Source organism: Vibrio sp. Vb0349 (assembly GCF_033338975.1).
On the sequence record NZ_JAWOTS010000001.1, the window covers coordinates 583,974 to 605,022 of the forward strand.

Here is a 21,049-nt window from a genome sequence, read left to right on the forward strand (position 1 = left end):
TTGTTTTAATTCATTAATAACTTGGTTGCTTCCCCCCAAACGAATTGATTGAGGGGAAGGTAGGGATTAAGCCTTGTTGCCAGTGCGATCTGTGCTGGCGGCGTTTTCGATTTGGTTGCCAGTTTGCGTGCTTGTTTGGCTCGGAGTTGAGTTGCTTGGGCGTAACTCACGTTGTTTCCACAGCTTGAAGATGGCTGGAAGTACCAACAGCGTCAGCAGCAGTGCTGATGCCATACCACCAATCATTGGTGCGGCGATACGTTGCATTACTTCTGATCCTGTACCTTCGCCGTACATGATCGGAATCAGACCAATAATGACCGTCAGTACCGTCATCATTACTGGGCGGACACGCAGGCCTGCACCTTCACGAATGGCATCGGTTAGGTCTTTCGCCTCAAGCTTCTGTTGGCTCTCTTCCGCATCCAGCTTTTTGTAGTGCCATGCTTGGTTAAGGTAGACGAGCATGATGACCCCAATCTCAACCGCGACACCTGCTAGGGCAATAAAGCCGACCCCAACGGCAATCGAGAAGTTGTAGTTGAGGATATGCATGAGCCACAAACCACCAACCATAGCGAGTGGTAGGGTAAGCATGATGATCATCACTTCGCCGACACGACGGAAACTGAAGTAAAGCAGCAGCATAATGATGGCGATGGTAATTGGTACCACGACACTCAAGCGGTCTTTCGCACGTTCCATGTATTCGTATTGACCAGACCAAGCCAACGAGTAACCCGCAGGAAGCTCCAACTGATCGGCCACGACTTGCTGTGCTTCCACGACGTAAGAGCCAAGGTCACGCCCATCGATGTCGACAAATACCCAGCCATTCGGACGCGCGTTTTCCGTCTTGATCATCGGAGGGCCGTCTTCGTAACGAATGTCCGCTACGTCAGCCAGCGCAATACGAGCGCCATTTGGTGTCACCAATGGTAAGTTTTGCAGTTTAACCACTGAATCGCGGTAGTCTTGTGGGTAACGAACGTTGATTGGGTAACGCTCTAAGCCTTCAATGGTTTCACCCACATTCATACCGCCCACCGCAGTGGAGATCACTTGCTGAACGTCTTTGATGCTCAAGCCGTAACGCGCTGCGGCACGACGTTTAATGTCGATCGTGACATAACGACCACCTGCTACACGTTCCGCATAAACCGATGCCGTGCCTTGTACACCATTAAGAATTGGCTCCAACTGAGAACCGATCTTCTCGATCACTTTCAGATCGGGTCCGGCGATCTTAATGCCGATAGGGGTTTTGATGCCCGTTGCCAGCATGTCGATACGCGTTTTAATTGGCATTACCCAAGCGTTAGTAAGACCAGGGAACTGAACCAGCTTGTCGAACTCTTTGCGCAGTGACTCGGTTGTTACCCCTTCATGCCATTGGTCGCGTGGCTTCAACTGAATCACGGTTTCAATCATGGTGAGTGGTGCTGGATCGGTTGCGGTCTCAGCTCGGCCAATCTTGCCCCATACGGTTTTCACCTCTGGAACGGTTTTGATCAGCTTGTTGGTTTGTTGTAGAAGCTCACGCGCCTTACCAATCGAGATACCCGGATAGGTCGTTGGCATGTACATCAAGTCGCCCTCATCCAGCGGCGGGATGAACTCGCTACCCAGTTTACTGGTTGGGTAGTAAGCCGACGCCATCAGACTTAATGCGATAACAATCATGGTCTTAGGGTATTTTAAGCTGGTGTTCAACAGCGGACGGTACAATGCGACCAAGCCACGGTTAACCGGGTTTTTGTGCTCCGGTAACACCTTACCGCGAATGAAGTAGCCCATAAGAACAGGGACGAGTGTTATTGCCAAACCTGCTGCCGCTGCCATGGCGTAAGTCTTAGTGAACGCAAGCGGCGAGAACATCTTGCCTTCTTGGCCTTCTAAGGCGAACACCGGTACGAAGCTAAGAGTGATGATAAGCAACGAGAAGAACAGCGGTGCGCCGACCTCTTCTGCGGCTTTGCCAATTACTTGCCAGCGGTTTTTTTCGGTCAGTGGCGTTCGTTCAATGTGCTTGTGAACGTTTTCAATCATCACGATTGCACCATCTACCATGGCACCGATGGCAATCGCGATACCACCAAGGGACATGATGTTGGCGTTGATGCCTTGCCAATGCATTACGATAAACGCAGTGAGAATGCCGACCGGTAGGCTCAGAGCGATAACCAACGAAGAACGAATGTGGAACAGGAACAACGCACACACAATCGCAACGACGATGAACTCTTCTGCAAGCTTCTTCCATAGGTTTTCTACCGCTGAATCGATAAGGGTAGAGCGGTCGTAGGTTGCAACAATTTCCACGCCTTCTGGCAGGCTGCGTTGTAGGTCTGCGAGTTTGTTTTTGACCTTCGCAATCACTTCACTGGCGTTTTCACCAAAGCGCATCACGATAACGCCACCGACCGCTTCACCTTCGCCATTCAGCTCTGAGATACCACGGCGCATTTGTGGACCAAGGTTAATGTCTGCGATGTCTCCTAATAGCAACGGCGTGCCTTTCTCGGTGACTTTTAGCGGCAGTGATTTTATGTCTTCAATGCTGGTTAGGTAACCCGTGGTACGAACCATGTGCTCGGCTTCGGCCACTTCGATAACGGACGCGCCGGTTTCTTGGTTACCGTTTTGGATTGCCATGTTCACTTGTTTCAAAGTGAGGTTGTACGCACGCAGTTTGGCAGGATCAATCTGCACTTGATACTGCTTCACCATACCGCCCACGGTAGCGACTTCAGAAACGCCATCAACGGTTTGCAATTCGTATTTCAAGAACCAGTCTTGCAGGCTGCGAAGATCCGCCAAATCATGCTTGCCAGTTTTGTCTTGTAATACGTAGCTGTAAACCCAGCCCACGCCCGTTGCATCAGGACCTAGGGTTGGTTTTGCGTTCGGTGGCAGCTTTGGTGCTACTTGGCTTAAGTACTCCAACACGCGTGAACGTGCCCAGTACATGTCGGTATCATCGTTGAAAATGATATAAACGTAAGAGTCACCAAAGAAGGAGTAGCCACGAACTGTCTCAGCACCCGGCACGGCAAGCATGGCGGTGGTGAGTGGGTAAGTAACTTGATCCTCAACGACTTGAGGAGCTTGACCCGGATAGCTTGTCTTGATGATCACTTGCACATCAGAAAGATCCGGAATCGCATCAACAGGCGTATTCTTTACACTGTAAAGTCCGCCTAATACAAGGGCTAAGGTCGCGACCAACACTAGGAATCGGTTGCTCAGTGACCAACGAATAATAGCATTGATCATAATTAACCCTCGACGGCTGTTGTTGCAGGAACTAGCTGTTTAAGAACGTAGTCAGATCCTTGTTTTTCAACTAGAAACCGAACTTTCTGTCCTTCTTCAAAACCCGATAGATCAACGTCTTCTCCCACAGAGAAGTTCATCTCACCTGCATCCCAGTTCCATTCTGCAACCGGTAGGTGGTTTAAGGTGATCATGCCAAAATCAGCCATCAGCATGCTAATGTCACCAGTTAGCCAAACTTCTGCTGCAATGACGCTGTTGTCTGCCTTATAGTCAACGATTTGGTACTGACCGGACTCCGTCTTTTGCATTTCAAATTCGATAGCCTGACCTTTTTTCAAGTCACCCATTTCAACGCCATCTGCGAAAGTGAAGTTCATTACCATGCCCGGCCAATCCCATTCTGGTACAGGTTGGTGGTTGATGGTCAGCATGCGGTGATCTTTCATCACATCCGTGATCTCACCTTTGGCCCATGCCGTTTCTGCCGCTACTTCTACACCATTGATGCGAGACAGATCCGCCGACTGGCTTGATTCAGAGTCGAGCATGAAGTGAGATGAAGTAACGATCTTATCGCCTTGTTTAAGTCCTTGTAATACTTCGATTTGTTCACCAGCTTCGCGGCCAACTTCAATTCGAGCAGAACGGTATTTGCCATCACCTTCCGCCAGAACAACGCGAGTCATACCGCCAGATCGGATAACAGATGATTTAGGAATCGTTAATACTGCGTCGTCAGTGACAGGCTGAAGGGCAATGTTGGCGAACATGTTTGGCTTCAATGCGCCATCTGGGTTAGGGAATTTAAGGCGCACACGCAACGTACGTGTTTTCGGATCAAGGATTGGGTACACGTAATCTACGACACCTTGCCATTCATTGCCAGGAATCGCGTCAAGGGTCATCGTGGCTTGAGAACCCGCTTTCATCCAGTGCGCTTGACGCTCAAAGACTTCTGCATCAACCCAAACATTGTCCAAAGGACCTGCACTGATCACCGCTTGAGCAGGGGACAAATAGCCACCTTCACGCACATTTAAGCTCGCGATAACGCCATCAGCAGGCGCTTTGATTTCAATGGTTTGCGATGCTTTACCACTACGAGTAATGGATTTGATTTGAGCACGGTCAACCCCAAGCGTTACCAAGCGTTCGGTCGCCCCTTTTACAAGACCTTTGCGGCCAGTACGGTACGCATTCAGCAATTCTTCTTGTGCTTTAACCAGTTCAGGAGAGTAGAGCGTGAAAAGCACATCGCCTTTCTTCACTTTCTCACCCACAGCATTGATGTAGAGTTTTTCTACCCAACCCGCCACGCGAACGTTGGTTTGCCATAACAGACTTTCATCAAAGGCAATATAGCCAACCGTTTCGATGCGTGGTGATAGCTGTTGTAGTGTCGCGTTTGCGGTTTTAACCCCGAGGTTGTTTTCTACTGAAGGGTCAATAGTCACTGTACCCGGTGCGTCTTGTTCACCGGATAGGTCTTCTGCGTAAACCGGAATCAAATCCATGCCCATTGGGGATTTACCCGGCTTGTCGCGTTTGTAATTCGGATCCATTGGGGCAACCCAGTAAAGCGGATCATTAGAGCTTGCAGCAGATTCGCCACCCATCGCACTCATGTCGTGAGCCGAGCCCGTAAGAAAATGATTAGCACCAAACCCTAAAGCACCACCAACAATCAGCGCGATGGTTGCAACTTGTAATGTTTTCATTGTTTTACCTTATTTTCCCCTTCACATTTGACGCTACGGCGTTGTTGCCTGCTCTCGTTCACCCAAATCACATAGCAGATCCCTTAGTTTGTTAGGGAAAGTGCTCATGGGATTCTCTCGTTTGCCGCCTAGCTGTAGCCCCAACTGTCTTGGGGAATCACAAATTAATATGTCGAAATAGAGCGAGCTTCCGGTGAGGCCACTTGATAGTCGAAACCACCGAGTAGGGTAGCTAAATTGCTGTTTGCGATGTTGAGATCGGTCAGCAGACGTTGTTGCTCTAATTGCAGAGCCAACTCGTCAGTCGTGGCAGAAATCACATCGTTAAACTGCGCTGTGTTGTTTTGATAACCCCGCTCAACGGCTTGAATGCGCGCTTTCGCTTGGGGCAATAAGGTGGATTGATAACGTTCTAAACGCTGGGTTAAGTTGCCGCGATCAACCAGCAAAGTGTTCACCTTGGCATTCATCTGCGTTAGTAAGGTGTCTTTTTGCGATTGTGCCGCGCCAACTTGGTATTGAGCGGCAGCAAGATTGCGATCTTGGCGGTCACCTGTGAACAGTGGAATGTCCATGGTGAGGTAAGCGCTAACCAAATCAGAGGCGGGTTCACCCATCATGTTGTCGGCTTGGCGGTAGGCGTACATTACTTCGACGCCAAATTGTGGGGTGTAGGCTTGCTCAGCAATTTCCACCTGCGTTTTATTGGCAGAAATGCTGACGTCGGCCATCTTAACCATCGGGTGTTGGCTGAGTTGCTGATAATGCTTGGTGGAACCCTGACTGGCAGCAAGTTTGCTGTTCAGTGTGTCCCAGTTCAATTGATTGCTCGCGTGCAGAGCCTCTTCGTTTGCCAACCAATCTGACCCCAACCATTCGGAGAGTTGAGAGATAAGACGACGTTGCATTTGTGCGTTGGCTTGCAGTTTCTCATCCAACTTGCTGACTTGAAGCTGGGCATTGAGCAGATCTTGCGCTTCACTCTTACCAATCGAATAGTTGGTTTGAATAAAGCTTTCCATCTCCTTCATCAACTTGCGATTCTCAAGCATGATTTGTTCAGCGCGTTGCTGGTAACCAAGTTCTAACCAAAGTTGAGTCATGCTGTTGGCTACTTCAAGCTCACGAGCATGGACTTGAAGCCCAAGGCCGTCGGCTTGTTGATTGGCTTTCTTCTGCTGTAAATCAAGCGTCGAGCCACGCTCAAACTGTTGCATTAAACCAACGGAGATGTTGGTCATTGGGTCTTCATCGAATTTGAAGCTGTCGACAGGCAAGCCACCAAAACCCACTTTCAGTTTTGGGTCCATCAAGGTCGCGCTCGCGACGCCCGTTTCACGCATGGCAGCAGATTGCGCTGAGTATTGCATACGATTGCCATCGTTACTCAAAGCGACGTTGATCAGTTGGGCAAGTTTGGTCGTTGAAGCTCGCTCACTTGATGCGGAATTTTGTGCTGCGTGCGTCTCTTTACCAGCGGCGTTAACCAAGGTTGGCGCAGCGACCAGAGCCACCATAAAAATAGGTGCAGCTAAGCGGTATGGTTTGATATCCATAATCTAAATCCAGTGTTCGCCGGATCGATGGAGGTGCGGATTTTATTGCGGGAACAGTAAAGCCTTGTTACCTCATCGCTCAGGCGCATTAAAACAACCTGCGATACACGTGCAGGGTCGAATGCTAGGACGGATTTAGGCTATAGGAGGTCGGTACAGGTCGCGGCTGACGTGTACGACTGGGGAAGCAACTTCAGGAGTAATAGTTGCGCGATAGACGACGGGCATCGGGCTATTGACAGGATTCGGTAGGGGGACGAAAACTATCGTACACGCGGCAGTACAGCAGGTATGAACCATGCCGGAGCCTCCACCACAGTTCATGCTGGTTTCTCTTGCATCACCATCTTCGGACATAGAACCGTCAGTCATGGAGACGTCCATCATGCCAGGCATACCGCAGTGTTCGCTGTCACTCATCATAGAAGGATGGTGAGCCATGCCAGTAGACATCATTTGAATATTCATCAACGGTTCACTGTTCACCACACTAGATACCAATAGTACTAGCGTCGTGAAGAGAGTTAACCAGATTGTATGCAGCGATTTTAAGTGCATACCCTTTCCCATGTGTTTGATGAAAATGATGAAAACCCTTCGATTCTAAAGGTTAACCTAAGGGTAAGGTCAATCATTTATTACTCTTATTATCAAAATAGTCCACCCCTTCAGTTTTCGCACTTTCGAGGGAGCAAAACGTTTGTTAAACACCGAGTGTTGAAAGTTAGCGAAAGAAACCCTCGCTTTTTATGACACGTGAAAAATGTGGTTTATAAGTTTTACATCACACTAACTTGTCTTACAAATGATTATCCTTATAGAATGCATGGTTTTACTTGTGCAGATTTGGATTTGCTTTGCTGCGGGGGTTGCATGATAGAAATTGTCATCGATGGAAAATATAGAATTGTAGAAGAGGGTCTAACCCTTTTAGAAGCAGCAAAAGTGTGTGGGGTCGAGATCCCATCGCTATGCGGAATGAACAAAAGTAATGAAAAAGTACCGTGTGACTTGTGTGTAGTTGAAGTCGAAAGTGGCGGTACTAAGCGTGCGTGTGAACTCGAAGTTTACCGCGGCCTTAATGTGGTCACGCAATCAGAACAATTAAGCGAGCACCGCAGAAAAGCACTCAACCGCATCATGACGGACCATTACGCCGATTGTGAAGCGCCATGTAAAACCGCGTGTCCAGCGGGCGTGGATATCCAGTCGTACCTTTATCACATCGCACAGAACGATCATCAAAAAGCGATTGAAGTGATTAAGCGTACGCTTCCTATGCCGCTATCGATTGGTCGTGTGTGCCCGGCATTTTGTGAGAGCGAATGTCGCCGCTCGTTAGTCGATGAACCAATCGCAATTCGTCAGCTAAAACGTCATGCCGCGGATGCGGATTTGTCTGCGCATGAAGCCTATGTACCAGAAAAGAAACCAAGTAAAGGGTTGAACATTGCCGTCGTCGGCAGTGGTCCTGGTGGTCTAACGGCTGGCTACTACCTATCGAACGAAGGCTATGACGTTACGGTCTTTGAATCCATGCCAAAAGCGGGCGGTTGGTTGCGTTACGGTATTCCTGAATACCGTTTGCCAAAAGACATTCTCGATAAAGAAATCGAACTGATGTGCCGTAATGGCATGCAAGTTCACACTAATCAAAAGCTGGGTGTGGATTTCACGCTTTCTCAATTGAGCGAAGAATACGATGCGGTGTGTTTAGCTGTCGGCGCGTCTCAAGCGGTTGAAATGCATTACACAGGCAGTGACCTTGAAGGTTGCTACTTAGGCGTTGATTACCTTAAAGATTACGTCACTGAGCAAAACTATGTAACGGGTCAGAAAGTCGCGGTGATCGGCGGTGGTAATACGGCAATTGACTGTGCTCGTACTGCGCGTCGTGCTGGTGCAGACACCACGTTGATTTATCGTCGTACACGTGACGAAATGCCGGCAGAAGACTACGAGATTGTCGAAGCGGAACACGAAGGGGTGAAATTCCACTTCTTGACCAACCCTGCAGAAAACCTTGCCGATGAAACTGGACGCGTGAGTGCGATTCGCCTAGAGCGCATGGCATTGGGTGAGCCGGATGCATCTGGTCGTCGCAGCCCTAAACCAACCGGCGAGTTCTTCACCGAAGAGTTCGACACCGTGATTGCAGCAGTATCGCAAAAGCCAGACCTGAGCTTCCTCGAAGGTGAAGATTTGTCGATTCCGCTTACACGCTGGAACACCTCTGATGCAGATGAAAAGACCATGCACACCGGCACGGGCAACATCTTCAGTATTGGTGATTTCCGCCGTGGTCCTGCAACGGCAGTTGAAGCCGTGGGAGATGGCCGCGTTGCGGCAAAAGCCATTGATCTGTTTTTGAATGGCGATATGGCAGATATGCCAAAGGCGGCGTTTAACTCGCGTAAAGAGAAGAAGCTCTCTCAAGTCGACCCGCTTCACTTCGAGAACATCCAGAAAGTCGCTCGCTCTATCATGCCTGAACTGACTCCAGCACAACGCGAGCAAAGCTTCGCTGAAGTCGAGTTGGGCTTTGATAACGAAGAAGCGATGAAGGAAGCTGCACGCTGCCTTGAATGTGGCTGTCAGGCAAATACCGATTGTGCGCTGCGTGATTACTCCACCGAATATGAAGCCGAGCAAAGCTTTGACTTCTCCTTGCAGATTAAATCACACCAAGATTGGTTAGATCTTCGTGCGAAAGACTTGCGTCATAAGTACGAAGTTGACCGCAGTTCTGAGTTTATTGAGTTTGATGCTAACCGCTGTATTAGCTGTGGTCAGTGCATCCAAGCGTGCCGCGACAAAGCCGTACACGGTGTACTGAACTTCGTGTGCGATAAACAAGGTCGTCCGGCATTACGTCCTGATGATCGTCCACACTTTGGAAGTAATAAGAATGGCTTAACCCTAATGGGCGATTCGAACTGCGTACAATGTGGCGCGTGTGTTCAAGTGTGTCCAACGGGCGCGATGGTCGATAGTCGTGACCGTTCACAAGGTCGTACTGAAGATCTGAAAGCGGTCGACACCATTTGTACATACTGTGGTGTGGGCTGTAAGTTGACTATGTTCGTGGACGAGACAACCAACACGATTCGCTACGTGAAAGGCGGTGACTCGCCGGTGAACCAAGGCATGCTGTGTGTGAAAGGGCGCTTTGGTTTTGATTTCATTGGCAGTGAAGAGCGTCTTACCACGCCATTGATCCGTAAAGATGGTTGGTTGCAGCCTGCAAGCTGGGAAGAGGCGATTCAACTGATTGCGAACAAGTTCTCTGGCATCAAGCAAGATTTTGGCAGCAACGCATTAGCGGGTTTCTCTTCAGCAAAAACCACCAATGAAGACAACTACGCGTTCCAAAAATTTGTCCGTCGTGAACTGGGCACCAATAACGTCGATCACTGTGCGCGTTTGTGTCACGCATCGAGTGTAACCGGTCTTGAAGCATCACTCGGTAGTGGTGCAATGACCAATGACATCCCAAGTATTAAGCACTCGGATGTGATCTTTATTATTGGCTCGGATACTACATCGGCGCACCCGATCATCGCTTCACACATCAAGCAAGCAATTCGTCACCATGGCGCACGTTTGATTGTGGCTGACCCGAAACGTGTCGATATGGCAGAGCATGCTGAGCTGTATATGGCGCACCGTCCGGGTACGGATGTGATGCTCCTTAACGGCGTCATGCAGCAGATCATCAAGAACGGTTGGTACGATCAAGAGTACATCGAAGAACGTGTCGACGGCTTTGATACCTTACTGCAAGAAGTGATGTCGCCAGCTTACAACCTCGATAAAGTGGAGTTGGTTACGGGCGTAAAAGCCGAAGACATTCAAGCAATGGCGCGCATGATCGGTACGGCAGATCGTACGGCTGTTTACTACTCGATGGGGATTACTCAGCATACGACAGGTCATGACAACGTGCGTTCTATCGCTAACTTGCAATTACTGTGTGGCAACATCGGTATTGAAGGTGGTGGTATTAACCCATTGCGTGGTCAATCAAACGTGCAAGGCGCGTGTGATATGGGCGCTTTGCCAAACAGCTTCCCGGGCTATCAAAAGGTATACAACCCAATTGTGCGTCAGAAGTTTGCGATTGAATGGAACGCACCAAATCTGCCTTCTGAGCAAGGTTTAACCCTGACAGAAATCATTGATGCGGCTTGCCATCGTGATGTTCGTGGTATGTACATCATGGGTGAGAACCCAGTGTTGAGTGACCCGAACCAAGCGCATGTGATTGAAGGTTTAGAAGCGCTCGATTTCTTGGTGGTTCAAGACATCTTCCTAACGGAGACTGCACAATACGCGCATGTGGTTCTGCCTTCTTGCTCGTTTGCGGAGAAAGCGGGTCACTTCACCAATACGGAGCGCCGTGTTCAGCGTGTGAATCCGGTCGTAACCGCACCGGGTGAAGCGAAAGAAGATTGGTGGATTATTCAAGAAATCGCCAATGCCATGGGCAGTGATTGGGATTACCACTGCGTGTCTGATATCACAAATGAAATCGCACGTGTGACACCTCAATACGCGGGTCTTCGTTGGGACGCCATTACGCCAAACGGTGTGCAATGGCCGAGCAATAAGAACAACCCTGCGGGTACTCGCATCATGCACCAAACCCAGTTTACTCGTGGTAAAGGGCAAATGGTGGGCGTACCGTTCCGTTATGCGGCTGAACTGCCAGATGAGGAGTATCCGCTTGTGTTAACGACTGGTCGTGTGCTTGAGCAGTTCCACACCGGCACCATGACGCGCAAAACCAAAGGGTTGGATAATCTTGCTGGCCCTCGTGCGATGGTGAGCGTGGAAGACGCAGAAGCGCTTGGCATCAGTAATGGTCAGCGTCTGACGGTGTCTACACGTCGCGGCAGCATTGAGATTGATGCTTTTGTGACTAAGCGTATTCAAAAAGGAGTGGTGTTCATTCCATTCCACTTTGTTGAATCGCCAGTCAACCGCCTAACGACAACGGCAACTGACCCGCATGCGAAGATCCCTGAGTTCAAGGTCGCTGCGGTTAAAGTGGAAGTGAGCGAAAAGACAACGCAGACAGAGTCTCTCGAAGATAGTTACCAACACGTTTAAATTCGGCGAGTCACGTTGTTGTGGGCACTGACAATTTGAGCCTAGTTGATGGGCGGATAATCTACTCTTGATTTCCGCTCTCACTACATTCACTCGATTGTCTTTTTCTTCAAACTCCTTTTACTTTTCTGTTATCACCGCGCTCCGGTTAGTTTTCCTTTCTTACTTCTTACTTCTTACTTCTTACTTCTTACTTCTTACTGTCTCTGTGGCGTATTTTTGTTCAAGCCCATGATGAGAGTGCAATAAAGTTTGTTGTTGAGCTTGTCATAGAATTGACTGTCTCTGACTGTCCCCTGTTATTTGGGCAAGTTCTATAACCTAAACTTTGCTCGCTTCCTATACTGAATTAACGAAGCAAGATTTTTATAACAACAAGAGGAAGCTTGTATGACAAGAACAACCTCATTTGCACTCGTTTTATTACTTATGTGCGCATACTTTGGTTACAACCGTTATTATGTATACCCCCAGCAGTTGGAAACACAGGCGAAGTCGATGCTAATACAAATGGCAAATCGCGAAGAGTGGGTAGATGTGTTTGAGATGATGAATCGCGTAGACGCGCATAAGGGCCATTTGGAACTTGTTGCTGACGTGACATCCTCTGATGGTCAGCGAGCGTACAGTGAAGGTATTATCACGTACACGGATCGCGAAGGCGTTGTCTGTAAACAGGTAGTGTTCAACTTTAAAATAAACTCTTTGAAAAACTACGATATTTCCGATTTACGAGATTGTTCCTACGGTGAGTACTATTAATATTGTCTGAGAGTTGAGCTCGATAGCACAGTGTATGAATACACAAACAAAAAATAGCCCTTCGTTGGGGCTATTTTTGTTTTTAAGGAATGAACGCAATATCGTGGGATTAGTCGAGTGATTTTTTGAAGCGAAATGAAGCGACAATAAGGCCGATAACGGTGAATCCAAGTAACCAAACTGTATCTCGCCATAGCTCTATTAGGTCTGCACCACGCAGCACCACACCACGAATAATTCGCATAAAGTGGGTGGCAGGCAGCGCTTCGGATATCCATTGTGCCGCGATGGGCATTCCTTCATAAGGGAACATAAATCCGGAAAGAAGAATCGATGGCAAAAGAATAAACACCGTCATCTGCATTGCTTGAAGCTGCGTCGTCGCAATGGTGGATATCACCAAACCTAAGGTTAAACTCGCGGCGATAAACAACAGCGTGCCAAACAGTATCTGACTAATGGCGCCGTTTATCGGTACACCAAATATCCAATGACCCAAGCCTAAAATGATAAACACCTGTATCAGACCAACAAAGATGTAGGGAATGATCTTCGCCACCATGAGTTCTATGGAGTGGATTGGCGTAGTAATCAGTAACTCTAAATTGCCACGCTCCCGTTCTCGAACAATGGCTGCACTGGTGAACAAGATCATCGTCATGGTTAGAATCACGCCCAACAAACCAGGGACAATGTTCACCGCTGAGCGCCGACTCGGGTTGTAATACAGCGCAACTTCAAAGGTTTTGGTTGGAGCAGGACGTATCTCAAAATCAAAATCCGTTAACGGCATGGTTTGTAGCGAGAGAATCGCAGAACTGATCATGGTGTCTGAACCATCCACAATCCACTGGCCAAGTTCTCGACCTTTCACCATACGTTGGGTTAAGTCGCTAGGTAGAATTAAAGCCGCTCGCACCAAACCGTCTTGAATGGCTTGTTCGGCTTCTGAAGCGGTAGCAAAGGTTTCAACCACATCGACCACTTGCGTTACTTTAACGGACTCGGTAATCACGCGCCCGGCGGTACTGCCACTTTGATCAACGACACCAACGGGAATATTGCGAATATCGGTATTAATAGCGAAGCCGAACAGCAGAAGCTGAATTAGCGGGATCATCACGACCATGCCAAAGGTAATGCGGTCACGTGAAAGCTGACGGATCTCTTTGATCATTACCGCTTTCATACGGGCAATAGATTTCATCATTGGCGACCTTCTCCCGTAACACTGACAAACACATCTTCCAAGCTAGGACGAGCAATGTTCATCTCGCAGCCCTCAAGCTCAGGAAAGGTTTGGGTTAACCATTCGATCGGTTGTTCGATGTGCTGGTGGATCAAAATGCGTAAGCGAATGCCGAGCTGTGCGGCAGAACGGACTTCTTCGCGCTGAATGACTTTCTCTTTGAGCTCGCGCAAGTTATCCGCTTTGACTTCGACGATGTTAACGCCCATTTGCGCCATGAGTTCTTCTGGCTCACCATCGGCGCGAATTTCGCCCGCTTCCATAATAGCCAGACGATGACAGCGCTCTGCTTCATCCATGTAGTGCGTTGTGACTAAAATCGTCGTGCCTTGGTCAGAGAGATCAAACAACTGCTCCCAGAAATCGCGTCGGTTCTCTGGGTCAACCGCAGATGTGGGCTCATCGAGAAACAACAGTTCTGGCTTGTGCATAGTGGCTGCGGCGAGAGACAAGCGTTGTTTCTGGCCGCCACTCATTCCGCCGACGCGCTGTTTACGCAACTGGTCGAGACCGTAGGTGGCTAGTTGTTCTTCGATGCGAGCTTTCAGGGCCTTGGTTTCCATACCAAAGATTTGTCCAATAAACTCAAGATTCTCTTGAACCGTCAGGTCATCATAAAGCGAGAACTTTTGTGTCATGTAGCCAATCTTGAGGCGCAGAAGCTCAGATTGTTTTGGGATCTCTAGCCCGAGTACATCGACATTGCCCTCACTTGGGCTAAGCAAGCCAGTCAACACACGAATGGTTGTCGATTTACCGCAACCGTTAGGGCCAAGAAAACCATAAATACTGCCTTTGGGCACATTAAGCGTGATGTTGTTGATGGCGGTGAAGTCACCAAACTTCTTCACTACATTTTCAGCTTGAATCGCGTATTCGGTCATTGGCTTACTCCACCAAATCCACTTGCGCTGGAATGCCCGAAGGCAAGGGTTGTGCTGAGTCTTGAAGGTCGACTTCTGCTAAGTACATCAAACGCGAGCGTTCTTCCTCGGTAAGCGCGAAATAAGGCGTAAATGAAGGCTCAGTCGCTACCCAACGAACGGTGCCGCTATATGGTTGCTCAACGCCATCTACATGCACGTTAACCGTTTTACCAGGCACAAAGTCGACTCGATAGTTAGCAGGAACATAAACGCGAGCGTATGGGACGCGGCTGGCTTGTATTACAGCAACCACACCATTCACAGGAACGCGTTCGCCAAGGTTAAACGGTAGGTTATCTAACAAGCCATCTCGCGTGGCCGTGATGGTGAGTTCTGCCAGTTTCTGTTCTTGCAGTGCCACATCGGCTTTTGCTGCCATGAGTGCGGCTTTCGCTTGTTCAATATCTTCAGGACGAGAGCCAGCGGTCAGTTTGCTGAACTCTTCTTGTGAGGAGTCTAGCTCTGCACGGGCAGAATCTCTGGCTGCTAAAGCGGTGTCTTTTTCTGATTGGCTGATGAGCTTTTTACGAACTAATTCCGCTTTACGTTGGTAGTTCTTTTGCGCTTCAATCAATTGAGCTTCCGCTCTGGCAACGCGAGCTTGCGCTGCGGCAATGTCTTCTGGTCGCTCACCATTGGTCAATTTCAAAAGATAGGCGTCAGCCTTGGCTTGTTCGGCAACGGCGTGAGCTAAAACGGCTTCTTGGTTCTTTGTATCGAGCTGAACCAGCACTTCTCCTTCGGTGACTTGGCTGCCTTCCTTAATGGGTAGGGCACGAATTATCTCGCTAGAGGTTGCAGTAAAAGTTACGCGGTCACGCTCAAGCGTACCAAGGGCTTGCTGTCCGTCATCTTTGGAACAGGCAGTTAAAAGAGTCAGGGCTAGGGTGCAAAGAATGATTCGCTTCATCATGCGACGCTTCCTCTAAGAAGGTGAGCTCGAAATCGTATCAAGCTATAGAAGAGTGTGGGACTGCATTCAGTGTAACGTGAGTCAGTTTTGTCCGGCTAGGAAGTTAATTCCTTCAATATTCATCAATTGATTAATTATTGAAGCTGGCTTGATCCTGCGGAAGCCGTGCTTTACTTGGCTCTTTTAAGTTGATTACATGAATATCATTTAAACAAAAATCTTGCCTTTCATGTAGAGCACGCCGTCGCCAGATACTCTTACTTGTTCGCCAGTAACTTCACAGTGCAAAATACCTCCGCGCTGAGAAGCTTGGTAAGCGACCAGTGACGTCTTGCCTAATTCTTCTGTCCAGAACGGTGCTAATCCAGCGTGAATCGAGCCAGTTACGGGGTCTTCGTCACCACCATTTGCAGGCCAAAAGTAACGAGATACAAAGTCTTGTTGATCGCCTTTTGCGGTAACGACCACATCGTAAGGAGCGAGTGTCTTGAGGTGCTCTGAACGGTATTGAACCTCAAGTACCTCCTGCTGGTTGCCGACCACCACAAAATACGCTTGAGGGCTAAGCAGTACGCGTTCCACATCGCAACTTAGGCCTTCAATCAATGCCGAGGGAATATCAGAAACGGCTTTTGGAGGACGAGCAGGGAACGTCATCTCGATCTTACCTTGCGCATTCTTCTCTACGGTGAGGGTTCCTACTTCCAGAGTATGAAATTCAATCGTGCCATTAATGCCAAACTCATCAAACAGAACTAACGACGAGGCCAGTGTCGCGTGTCCACAGAAATCGATTTCAGTAATCGGAGAGAACCAACGAATCTCATATCGGTTTGCGCCAATGGATTTTAGAAAAGCCGTTTCCGACAAGTTGTTTTCTGTCGCGATATTTTGCATCAATTCTGGGGCTAGCCATTCCTCTAAAGGTATCACCGCTGCTGAGTTGCCTTTGAATTGCGTATCGGTGAAGGCGTCCACCACGTAGATATCCAATTCCATTTTCCTTCCTTATTCCGTGAGCGATTAATTAGCATAAACCAAGTGCAATTAAGAGAGTAAGAAGTTTGTGTTAGAATCTTAAAGTGTCAAAATTATAGATTATTTTGTGGTTTTTGATACTTACTGACAAGGATTCGGACTGCTGGGTATTTAGACTAGTGTTGAATTCATTGAAAGGAAGAAAAACATGAAAGCGATATACAAGTCAGTTTTGGTATTGAGTGTTTTTGCGGTCGGTTCTGCCCATGCATTTGAACTCGTGAGTAGAGATATTCAAGAAGGCCACCCGATGGCGAAGACATTTGAATACTCTGGTTGGGGATGTGATGGCGGGAATCAATCACCACAATTGATGTGGAAAGAAGCTCCAAAGGGCACAAAAAGTTTTGCGATCACCGTGTATGACCCCGATGCACCAACAGGCAGTGGTTTTTGGCATTGGATAGCGTTTAATATTCCATCCACCGTTAGCGAGCTACCTCGAGGCATTGATATGAACAAGTTAGGCGGCAAAGAATCTCGTATTGACTACGGCACAACGGGGTTCGGCGGCGCGTGTCCTCCAAAGAATGATGGGATGCATCGTTACCAGTTTACGGTGTGGGCATTGCCAACTGAAGAACTGAACTTGGATGAAAACACGCCACCAGCCATTGTAGGGTTTACTTTGAATAGTGTTGCTTTGGGTAAAGCGACATTAACCACGACTTACACGCGATAATTGAATATAAGGGGAGAGAATGGGTCACCAATATCAGGTTACGCTGTTTCGTGCGGAGCAGCAGCAGAAGCTTCGTAATGTCAGGATTCACTCCCCAAGCCTTATTCAGATTGTTAAGGGGAGTAAACATCTTTTCTGGAAAGATGAAGTACTCGACATCCATCATCCAAATATCATGCTTTGTGAAGCAAATGCATCCCTAAATTTTGAAAATCTTCCTCTACAAGGGCGATTTCTTTCTCGAATGTTCAGTTTTCACTGTGTGCCTAGCGATGAAATGTTGGAGCTAAGCATGAGCAACGCATTAGGAAACTATGTACCCGTTGTTGAGACAGATAAAGCATTGCAAGCGACGTTAAATGCTTTGTTTTCGTTTGAGCGGGAAAGCTTAAGTGAAGCGACACAACGCTATTGGATTATGGGCCTATATCAGCAGCTAGCTGAGAGAGGGTTATTGCATCGGTTGTTCTCGAGTTCACATATCTCTTTTAGTCAGAAACTTAGTCGTTACTTATCGCGCTCTCCAGGGGAGGAGCATCCATTAGATATGGTCGCGGGGCACTTTGCTATGAGCCGAGCAACATTGATACGAAAACTGAAACAAGAAGGTACCCAGTATCGTGAAGTATTGGCAGAAGTGCGCTTAAATCACGCACTTTACTTGATGCAAAATGGCTCGTATAACGTTGCTATGCTCGCACAGTTGTGTGGTTATCAGTCAGAGGGGCGTTTTAGCCAACGCTTTAAAAGTAAGTTCGGCCTAACGCCCAGCGAGTATATTAAAACGGTAGTGAGTTAATGTTTTACCGCTTTTGTATTTTTTGTGCTTTTTAAGTTAGCCATAATATTTGGCTTTCATTCGCAATGCTACATTCACCAAAGCAATCAACACAGGCACTTCGATCAGCGGACCAATGACACCAGCAAAAGCTTGGTCTGAGTTTAGGCCAAACACCGCGATAGAAACCGCAATAGCCAATTCAAAGTTGTTGCCTGTTGCCGTGAAAGCAATTGACGCGTTTTTGTCGTAGTCGATGCCCATTTTCTTACCAACGAAGAAGCTGACAAAGAACATCAACACAAAGTAGATAGCCAGTGGAATTGCTACACGGAATACATCCATTGGCAGTTCAAGAATCATTTCACCTTTCAAGCTGAACATCAGTACGATGGTCGCAAGCAGGGCGATAAGCGTAATTGGTGAAATGCGTGGGATGAATACGTCGTTGTACCATTGTTCACCTTTCGCAGCGACCAGCCATTTGCGGCTTAGGAAGCCCGCTAGGAATGGGATACCAAGGTAAATAAGAACGCTTTCCGCGATGTCCATCATCGAGATATCAACTACGAAACCTTCGTAACCAAAGACTGGTGGCAACACAGTGATAAACAACCATGCCATCACACTGTAAGTCACGATTTGGAAAGCGCTGTTTAATGCAACTAGGGCTGCGCCGTATTCTTTGTTACCACCACCGATATCGTTCCATACCAATACCATCGCAATACAACGAGCAAGACCGATCAGAATGATACCAACCATGTAACCCGGATGATCACCTAGGAAAGTCAATGCAAGGATGAACATCAAAATAGGGCCGACAATCCAGTTCATGACCAAAGACAGCGTGATTGCTTTTTTATCTTTCGTCACTGTGCCTAGCAGGTTGTAGTTCACCTTTGCGAGTGGCGGGTACATCATCAAAATCAAACCAATCGCTAGCGGTACGTTTGTGCTACCAACTGACATTGACTCGTTCCACTCAGCAACTTGAGGGAATGCTGCGCCAATACCTACACCGATTGCCATTGCAACAAAAATCCACACCGTTAAGTAACGGTCCAAGAAGCTCATTTTGTCGCTGGCACTATTTAAAACTTGAGTAGTCATAGTGTTCTCTTATTCGTTTATCGTCGAAAGGCGATAGTTAAAGGTATAGTTTATCTCTGCACGCCTGACCAGCGTGCAAAGGGAATTAATCAAATAACTTGGAAAATCCTAGATTGAACTGATCAAACGCGTCGCGTTGAATGCGGTAACACACCTTAGGTGGGTTTGGCTCGGCGCTGATAAAGCCTGCTTGCTTGAGAATACGCAAGTGCTCGGAAACAGTAGATTGCGCAAGACCCAGTTCAGAAACCAAATCACTGTTCAAACAACCGCCCATGGTATCGAGCGTGTGCAGGATATGCAGAATGCGCAAACGTGCTGGATGCGACAAAGCTTTTGCTTGCGCTGCGAGAGTTTGTTCTTTCTCGAGCTGTTGTTGCGTTGTCTGAAAAACAACTTCGCACGTGTCCTTGCACTTATCACTCATTCGCTGGCCTTAATAGTTAATCGTCGAATTGCGATAAAGTGTACGCCTGCTCTGTGGAAGATGCAACAACTCGATGAAAAAATTAATCGTAAAATAACGATGAATAAAAAATTGAAAAAATATATGTTTTAAAAACAGTGATATAATAAAAAATTAAGTAGGTTACTAAAAGTTAACTAATTGCACTATATTTCTAGGTTACCATAATAAACCACATCCGACGCACAATGGTTACTGCGTCATCTTGTGAACTTATTTAAAGGTAATCCCATGAGCAACGTACTGATCATCAATGCACACGAACCATCACCATATTCAGAAGGTCGTCTAAATGCTTCTCTTGTCGACAAAGCACAGACGCTTCTGCAAGCAAAAGGCCATGAGGTTCGCGTTGTGACAATGCAAGATGAGATCAACGTAGATGAGCAACTCGCACACTTTGAGTGGGCTGATCGCGTGATCATCCAAAGCCCAATCAACTGGATGTCTGTGCCTTGGTCATTCAAAAAATACATGGACGACGTGTTTACTGCGGGTATGGGCGGCGCACTATGTGCATTCGATGGCCGTAGCGCAGAAGAACCAAAGAAAAACTATGGTACAGGCGGCACTCAAACCAACAGCAAATACATGCTGTCACTGACATTCAACGCGCCAGAAGAATCGTTTGATGATGAGAGCGAATACCTATTCCAAGGTAAAGGCGTGGACGATTTGATGTTCCACATGCACGCTAACTTCCGCTTCTTTGGTATGTCAGCACTGCCTACATTCGCTTGTTACGACGTGATGAAGAACGCAGATATCGAAAACGATTTTGTTCGTTTCGAAGCGCACATTAACGAAAACTTCTAATCCTTTTAGAAAGATAGTGCGAACTGAATGATGAATTGAGATGGACTGCTGCATGCGGTCCATTTTTATTTGTTTGCGGCGAGGTGACGTTTTTATTACTCTAAAGCACTAAATGTATCTAGCTTACTTTTCGTTACCTAGATTAGGTGCGTATCTTGAGGTGTATTGTGGAAAGCAGAATCAGTGTAGATAGCAAAGGTCGTAAGTCAGTGGCGAACGTATGTGCGGAGCCATGTGCTATCGAGAAAGGGATGCGTCTAATTGGTGGTAAATGGAAAGGTTCTCTGATTTATCATTTGAAAGACGGCCCAGTTCGTTTCAATGACTTAGCACGCATGCTAGGCGGTGCAAGTAAAAAGATGATCGACCAACGCCTGAAAGAGCTAGAAGCGGAAGGTATGGTGGTGCGCAAAGTGATCAGCGACCGCCCAATTGCCGTAAGCTATGAACTAACAGAGTTCGGCCGTACCGCACTTAAGATTCTTGATGATTTGCGAATTTGGTCTGAAAAGCATCAAATTGAGCTTCGTTAAGACCAAAGTAGTTAATCGCAAACGTTACTCTCTTTTGAAAGCTGATTAACAATACATCGCCGTTTATACCCAAGTAACTTAGATGTGCTTCATTCAAATCGTAATTTG

16 protein-coding genes are annotated in these 21,049 nt (G+C 47.6%); 6 read left to right on the forward strand and 10 right to left on the reverse strand.

The window, feature by feature from the left end; translation table 11 throughout:
- Positions 1-66 precede the first annotated feature (66 nt).
- The 4 genes from R7Q47_RS02650 to R7Q47_RS02665 form a co-directional block, all read right to left on the reverse strand.
- Positions 67-3,276: an efflux RND transporter permease subunit gene (locus R7Q47_RS02650; RefSeq protein WP_154203963.1), complete on the reverse strand. Its 3,210-nt coding sequence runs from the start codon at positions 3,274-3,276 to the stop codon at positions 67-69.
- Positions 3,277-3,278: 2 nt separating this feature from the next.
- On the reverse strand, positions 3,279-4,997 hold the full coding sequence (locus R7Q47_RS02655; RefSeq protein ID WP_138939634.1) for an efflux RND transporter periplasmic adaptor subunit: 1,719 nt from the start codon (positions 4,995-4,997) through the stop codon (positions 3,279-3,281).
- 164 nt (positions 4,998-5,161) lie between these two features.
- Positions 5,162-6,553, reverse strand: coding sequence for a TolC family protein (locus R7Q47_RS02660; RefSeq protein WP_248486207.1), 1,392 nt, complete (start codon positions 6,551-6,553; stop codon positions 5,162-5,164).
- A gap of 135 nt (positions 6,554-6,688) precedes the next feature.
- Positions 6,689-7,111 (reverse strand): hypothetical protein, encoded by a 423-nt coding sequence (locus tag R7Q47_RS02665; RefSeq protein ID WP_248486209.1) that lies wholly within the window; start codon positions 7,109-7,111, stop codon positions 6,689-6,691.
- Positions 7,112-7,426: 315 nt separating this feature from the next.
- On the opposite strand from R7Q47_RS02665, the gene fdhF reads away from it, so the two are divergent.
- Together fdhF and R7Q47_RS02675 are read left to right on the forward strand one after the other, a co-directional pair.
- Entirely contained in the window at positions 7,427-11,665 is a 4,239-nt protein-coding gene (gene fdhF / locus R7Q47_RS02670) for a formate dehydrogenase subunit alpha (RefSeq protein ID WP_248486211.1), read from the forward strand.
- A 390-nt stretch (positions 11,666-12,055) separates the two neighbouring features.
- Positions 12,056-12,427 carry a hypothetical protein gene (locus tag R7Q47_RS02675; protein ID WP_248486213.1) on the forward strand — a complete coding sequence of 124 codons (372 nt, stop codon included), beginning with the start codon at positions 12,056-12,058 and terminating at the stop codon, positions 12,425-12,427.
- 109 nt (positions 12,428-12,536) lie between these two features.
- Here R7Q47_RS02675 and R7Q47_RS02680 read toward each other — a convergent pair whose 3' ends face one another.
- The 4 genes from R7Q47_RS02680 to R7Q47_RS02695 all read right to left on the reverse strand — a co-directional run bounded on the left by R7Q47_RS02680 (position 12,537) and on the right by R7Q47_RS02695 (position 16,514).
- Positions 12,537-13,634 (reverse strand): ABC transporter permease, encoded by a 1,098-nt coding sequence (locus R7Q47_RS02680; RefSeq protein ID WP_318088624.1) that lies wholly within the window; start codon positions 13,632-13,634, stop codon positions 12,537-12,539.
- Entirely contained in the window at positions 13,634-14,560 is a 927-nt protein-coding gene (locus R7Q47_RS02685; RefSeq protein WP_041056887.1) for an ABC transporter ATP-binding protein, read from the reverse strand. Before R7Q47_RS02685 ends, R7Q47_RS02680 begins: the two co-directional genes overlap by 1 nt.
- 4 nt (positions 14,561-14,564) lie before the next feature.
- Positions 14,565-15,515, reverse strand: a complete 951-nt coding sequence (locus tag R7Q47_RS02690) for an HlyD family secretion protein (RefSeq protein ID WP_373417462.1) — start codon at positions 15,513-15,515, stop codon at positions 14,565-14,567.
- Between the two features lie 207 nt (positions 15,516-15,722).
- Positions 15,723-16,514 (reverse strand): PhzF family phenazine biosynthesis protein, encoded by a 792-nt coding sequence (locus R7Q47_RS02695; protein WP_115386742.1) that lies wholly within the window; start codon positions 16,512-16,514, stop codon positions 15,723-15,725.
- A 187-nt stretch (positions 16,515-16,701) separates the two neighbouring features.
- On the opposite strand from R7Q47_RS02695, the gene R7Q47_RS02700 reads away from it, so the two are divergent.
- The gene (locus R7Q47_RS02700) at positions 16,702-17,235 is read left to right on the forward strand and encodes a YbhB/YbcL family Raf kinase inhibitor-like protein (RefSeq protein WP_017635230.1); all 534 of its coding nucleotides are present in this window, start codon (positions 16,702-16,704) and stop codon (positions 17,233-17,235) included.
- A gap of 19 nt (positions 17,236-17,254) precedes the next feature.
- Positions 17,255-18,034, forward strand: coding sequence for an AraC family transcriptional regulator (locus tag R7Q47_RS02705; RefSeq protein ID WP_005385142.1), 780 nt, complete (start codon positions 17,255-17,257; stop codon positions 18,032-18,034).
- 36 nt (positions 18,035-18,070) lie between these two features.
- On the opposite strand, the gene arsB is transcribed toward R7Q47_RS02705, so the two are convergent.
- Together arsB and R7Q47_RS02715 are read right to left on the reverse strand one after the other, a co-directional pair.
- Positions 18,071-19,126: an ACR3 family arsenite efflux transporter gene (arsB, locus tag R7Q47_RS02710; RefSeq protein WP_005385145.1), complete on the reverse strand. Its 1,056-nt coding sequence runs from the start codon at positions 19,124-19,126 to the stop codon at positions 18,071-18,073.
- A gap of 85 nt (positions 19,127-19,211) precedes the next feature.
- Positions 19,212-19,553 carry an ArsR/SmtB family transcription factor gene (locus R7Q47_RS02715; protein WP_005375451.1) on the reverse strand — a complete coding sequence of 114 codons (342 nt, stop codon included), beginning with the start codon at positions 19,551-19,553 and terminating at the stop codon, positions 19,212-19,214.
- 270 nt (positions 19,554-19,823) lie between these two features.
- On the opposite strand from R7Q47_RS02715, the gene R7Q47_RS02720 reads away from it, so the two are divergent.
- Together R7Q47_RS02720 and R7Q47_RS02725 are read left to right on the forward strand one after the other, a co-directional pair.
- Positions 19,824-20,408 carry an NAD(P)H-dependent oxidoreductase gene (locus R7Q47_RS02720; RefSeq protein ID WP_017635228.1) on the forward strand — a complete coding sequence of 195 codons (585 nt, stop codon included), beginning with the start codon at positions 19,824-19,826 and terminating at the stop codon, positions 20,406-20,408.
- Positions 20,409-20,575: 167 nt separating this feature from the next.
- Entirely contained in the window at positions 20,576-20,941 is a 366-nt protein-coding gene (locus tag R7Q47_RS02725; protein WP_005375456.1) for a winged helix-turn-helix transcriptional regulator, read from the forward strand.
- Positions 20,942-21,049: the final 108 nt, after the last annotated feature.

What these genes read in the sequence shown, in the direction of transcription:
- R7Q47_RS02650 (WP_154203963.1), bottom strand. Translation starts at nt 3,276, where the DNA reads ATGATCAATGCTATTATTCGTTGGTCACTGAGCAACCGATTCCTAGTG.
- R7Q47_RS02655 (WP_138939634.1), bottom strand. Translation starts at nt 4,997, where the DNA reads ATGAAAACATTACAAGTTGCAACCATCGCGCTGATTGTTGGTGGTGCT.
- R7Q47_RS02660 (WP_248486207.1), bottom strand. Translation starts at nt 6,553, where the DNA reads ATGGATATCAAACCATACCGCTTAGCTGCACCTATTTTTATGGTGGCT.
- R7Q47_RS02665 (WP_248486209.1), bottom strand. Translation starts at nt 7,111, where the DNA reads ATGCACTTAAAATCGCTGCATACAATCTGGTTAACTCTCTTCACGACG.
- fdhF (WP_248486211.1), top strand. Translation starts at nt 7,427, where the DNA reads ATGATAGAAATTGTCATCGATGGAAAATATAGAATTGTAGAAGAGGGT.
- R7Q47_RS02675 (WP_248486213.1), top strand. Translation starts at nt 12,056, where the DNA reads ATGACAAGAACAACCTCATTTGCACTCGTTTTATTACTTATGTGCGCA.
- R7Q47_RS02680 (WP_318088624.1), bottom strand. Translation starts at nt 13,634, where the DNA reads ATGAAATCTATTGCCCGTATGAAAGCGGTAATGATCAAAGAGATCCGT.
- R7Q47_RS02685 (WP_041056887.1), bottom strand. Translation starts at nt 14,560, where the DNA reads ATGACCGAATACGCGATTCAAGCTGAAAATGTAGTGAAGAAGTTTGGT.
- R7Q47_RS02690 (WP_373417462.1), bottom strand. Translation starts at nt 15,515, where the DNA reads ATGATGAAGCGAATCATTCTTTGCACCCTAGCCCTGACTCTTTTAACT.
- R7Q47_RS02695 (WP_115386742.1), bottom strand. Translation starts at nt 16,514, where the DNA reads ATGGAATTGGATATCTACGTGGTGGACGCCTTCACCGATACGCAATTC.
- R7Q47_RS02700 (WP_017635230.1), top strand. Translation starts at nt 16,702, where the DNA reads ATGAAAGCGATATACAAGTCAGTTTTGGTATTGAGTGTTTTTGCGGTC.
- R7Q47_RS02705 (WP_005385142.1), top strand. Translation starts at nt 17,255, where the DNA reads ATGGGTCACCAATATCAGGTTACGCTGTTTCGTGCGGAGCAGCAGCAG.
- arsB (WP_005385145.1), bottom strand. Translation starts at nt 19,126, where the DNA reads ATGACTACTCAAGTTTTAAATAGTGCCAGCGACAAAATGAGCTTCTTG.
- R7Q47_RS02715 (WP_005375451.1), bottom strand. Translation starts at nt 19,553, where the DNA reads ATGAGTGATAAGTGCAAGGACACGTGCGAAGTTGTTTTTCAGACAACG.
- R7Q47_RS02720 (WP_017635228.1), top strand. Translation starts at nt 19,824, where the DNA reads ATGAGCAACGTACTGATCATCAATGCACACGAACCATCACCATATTCA.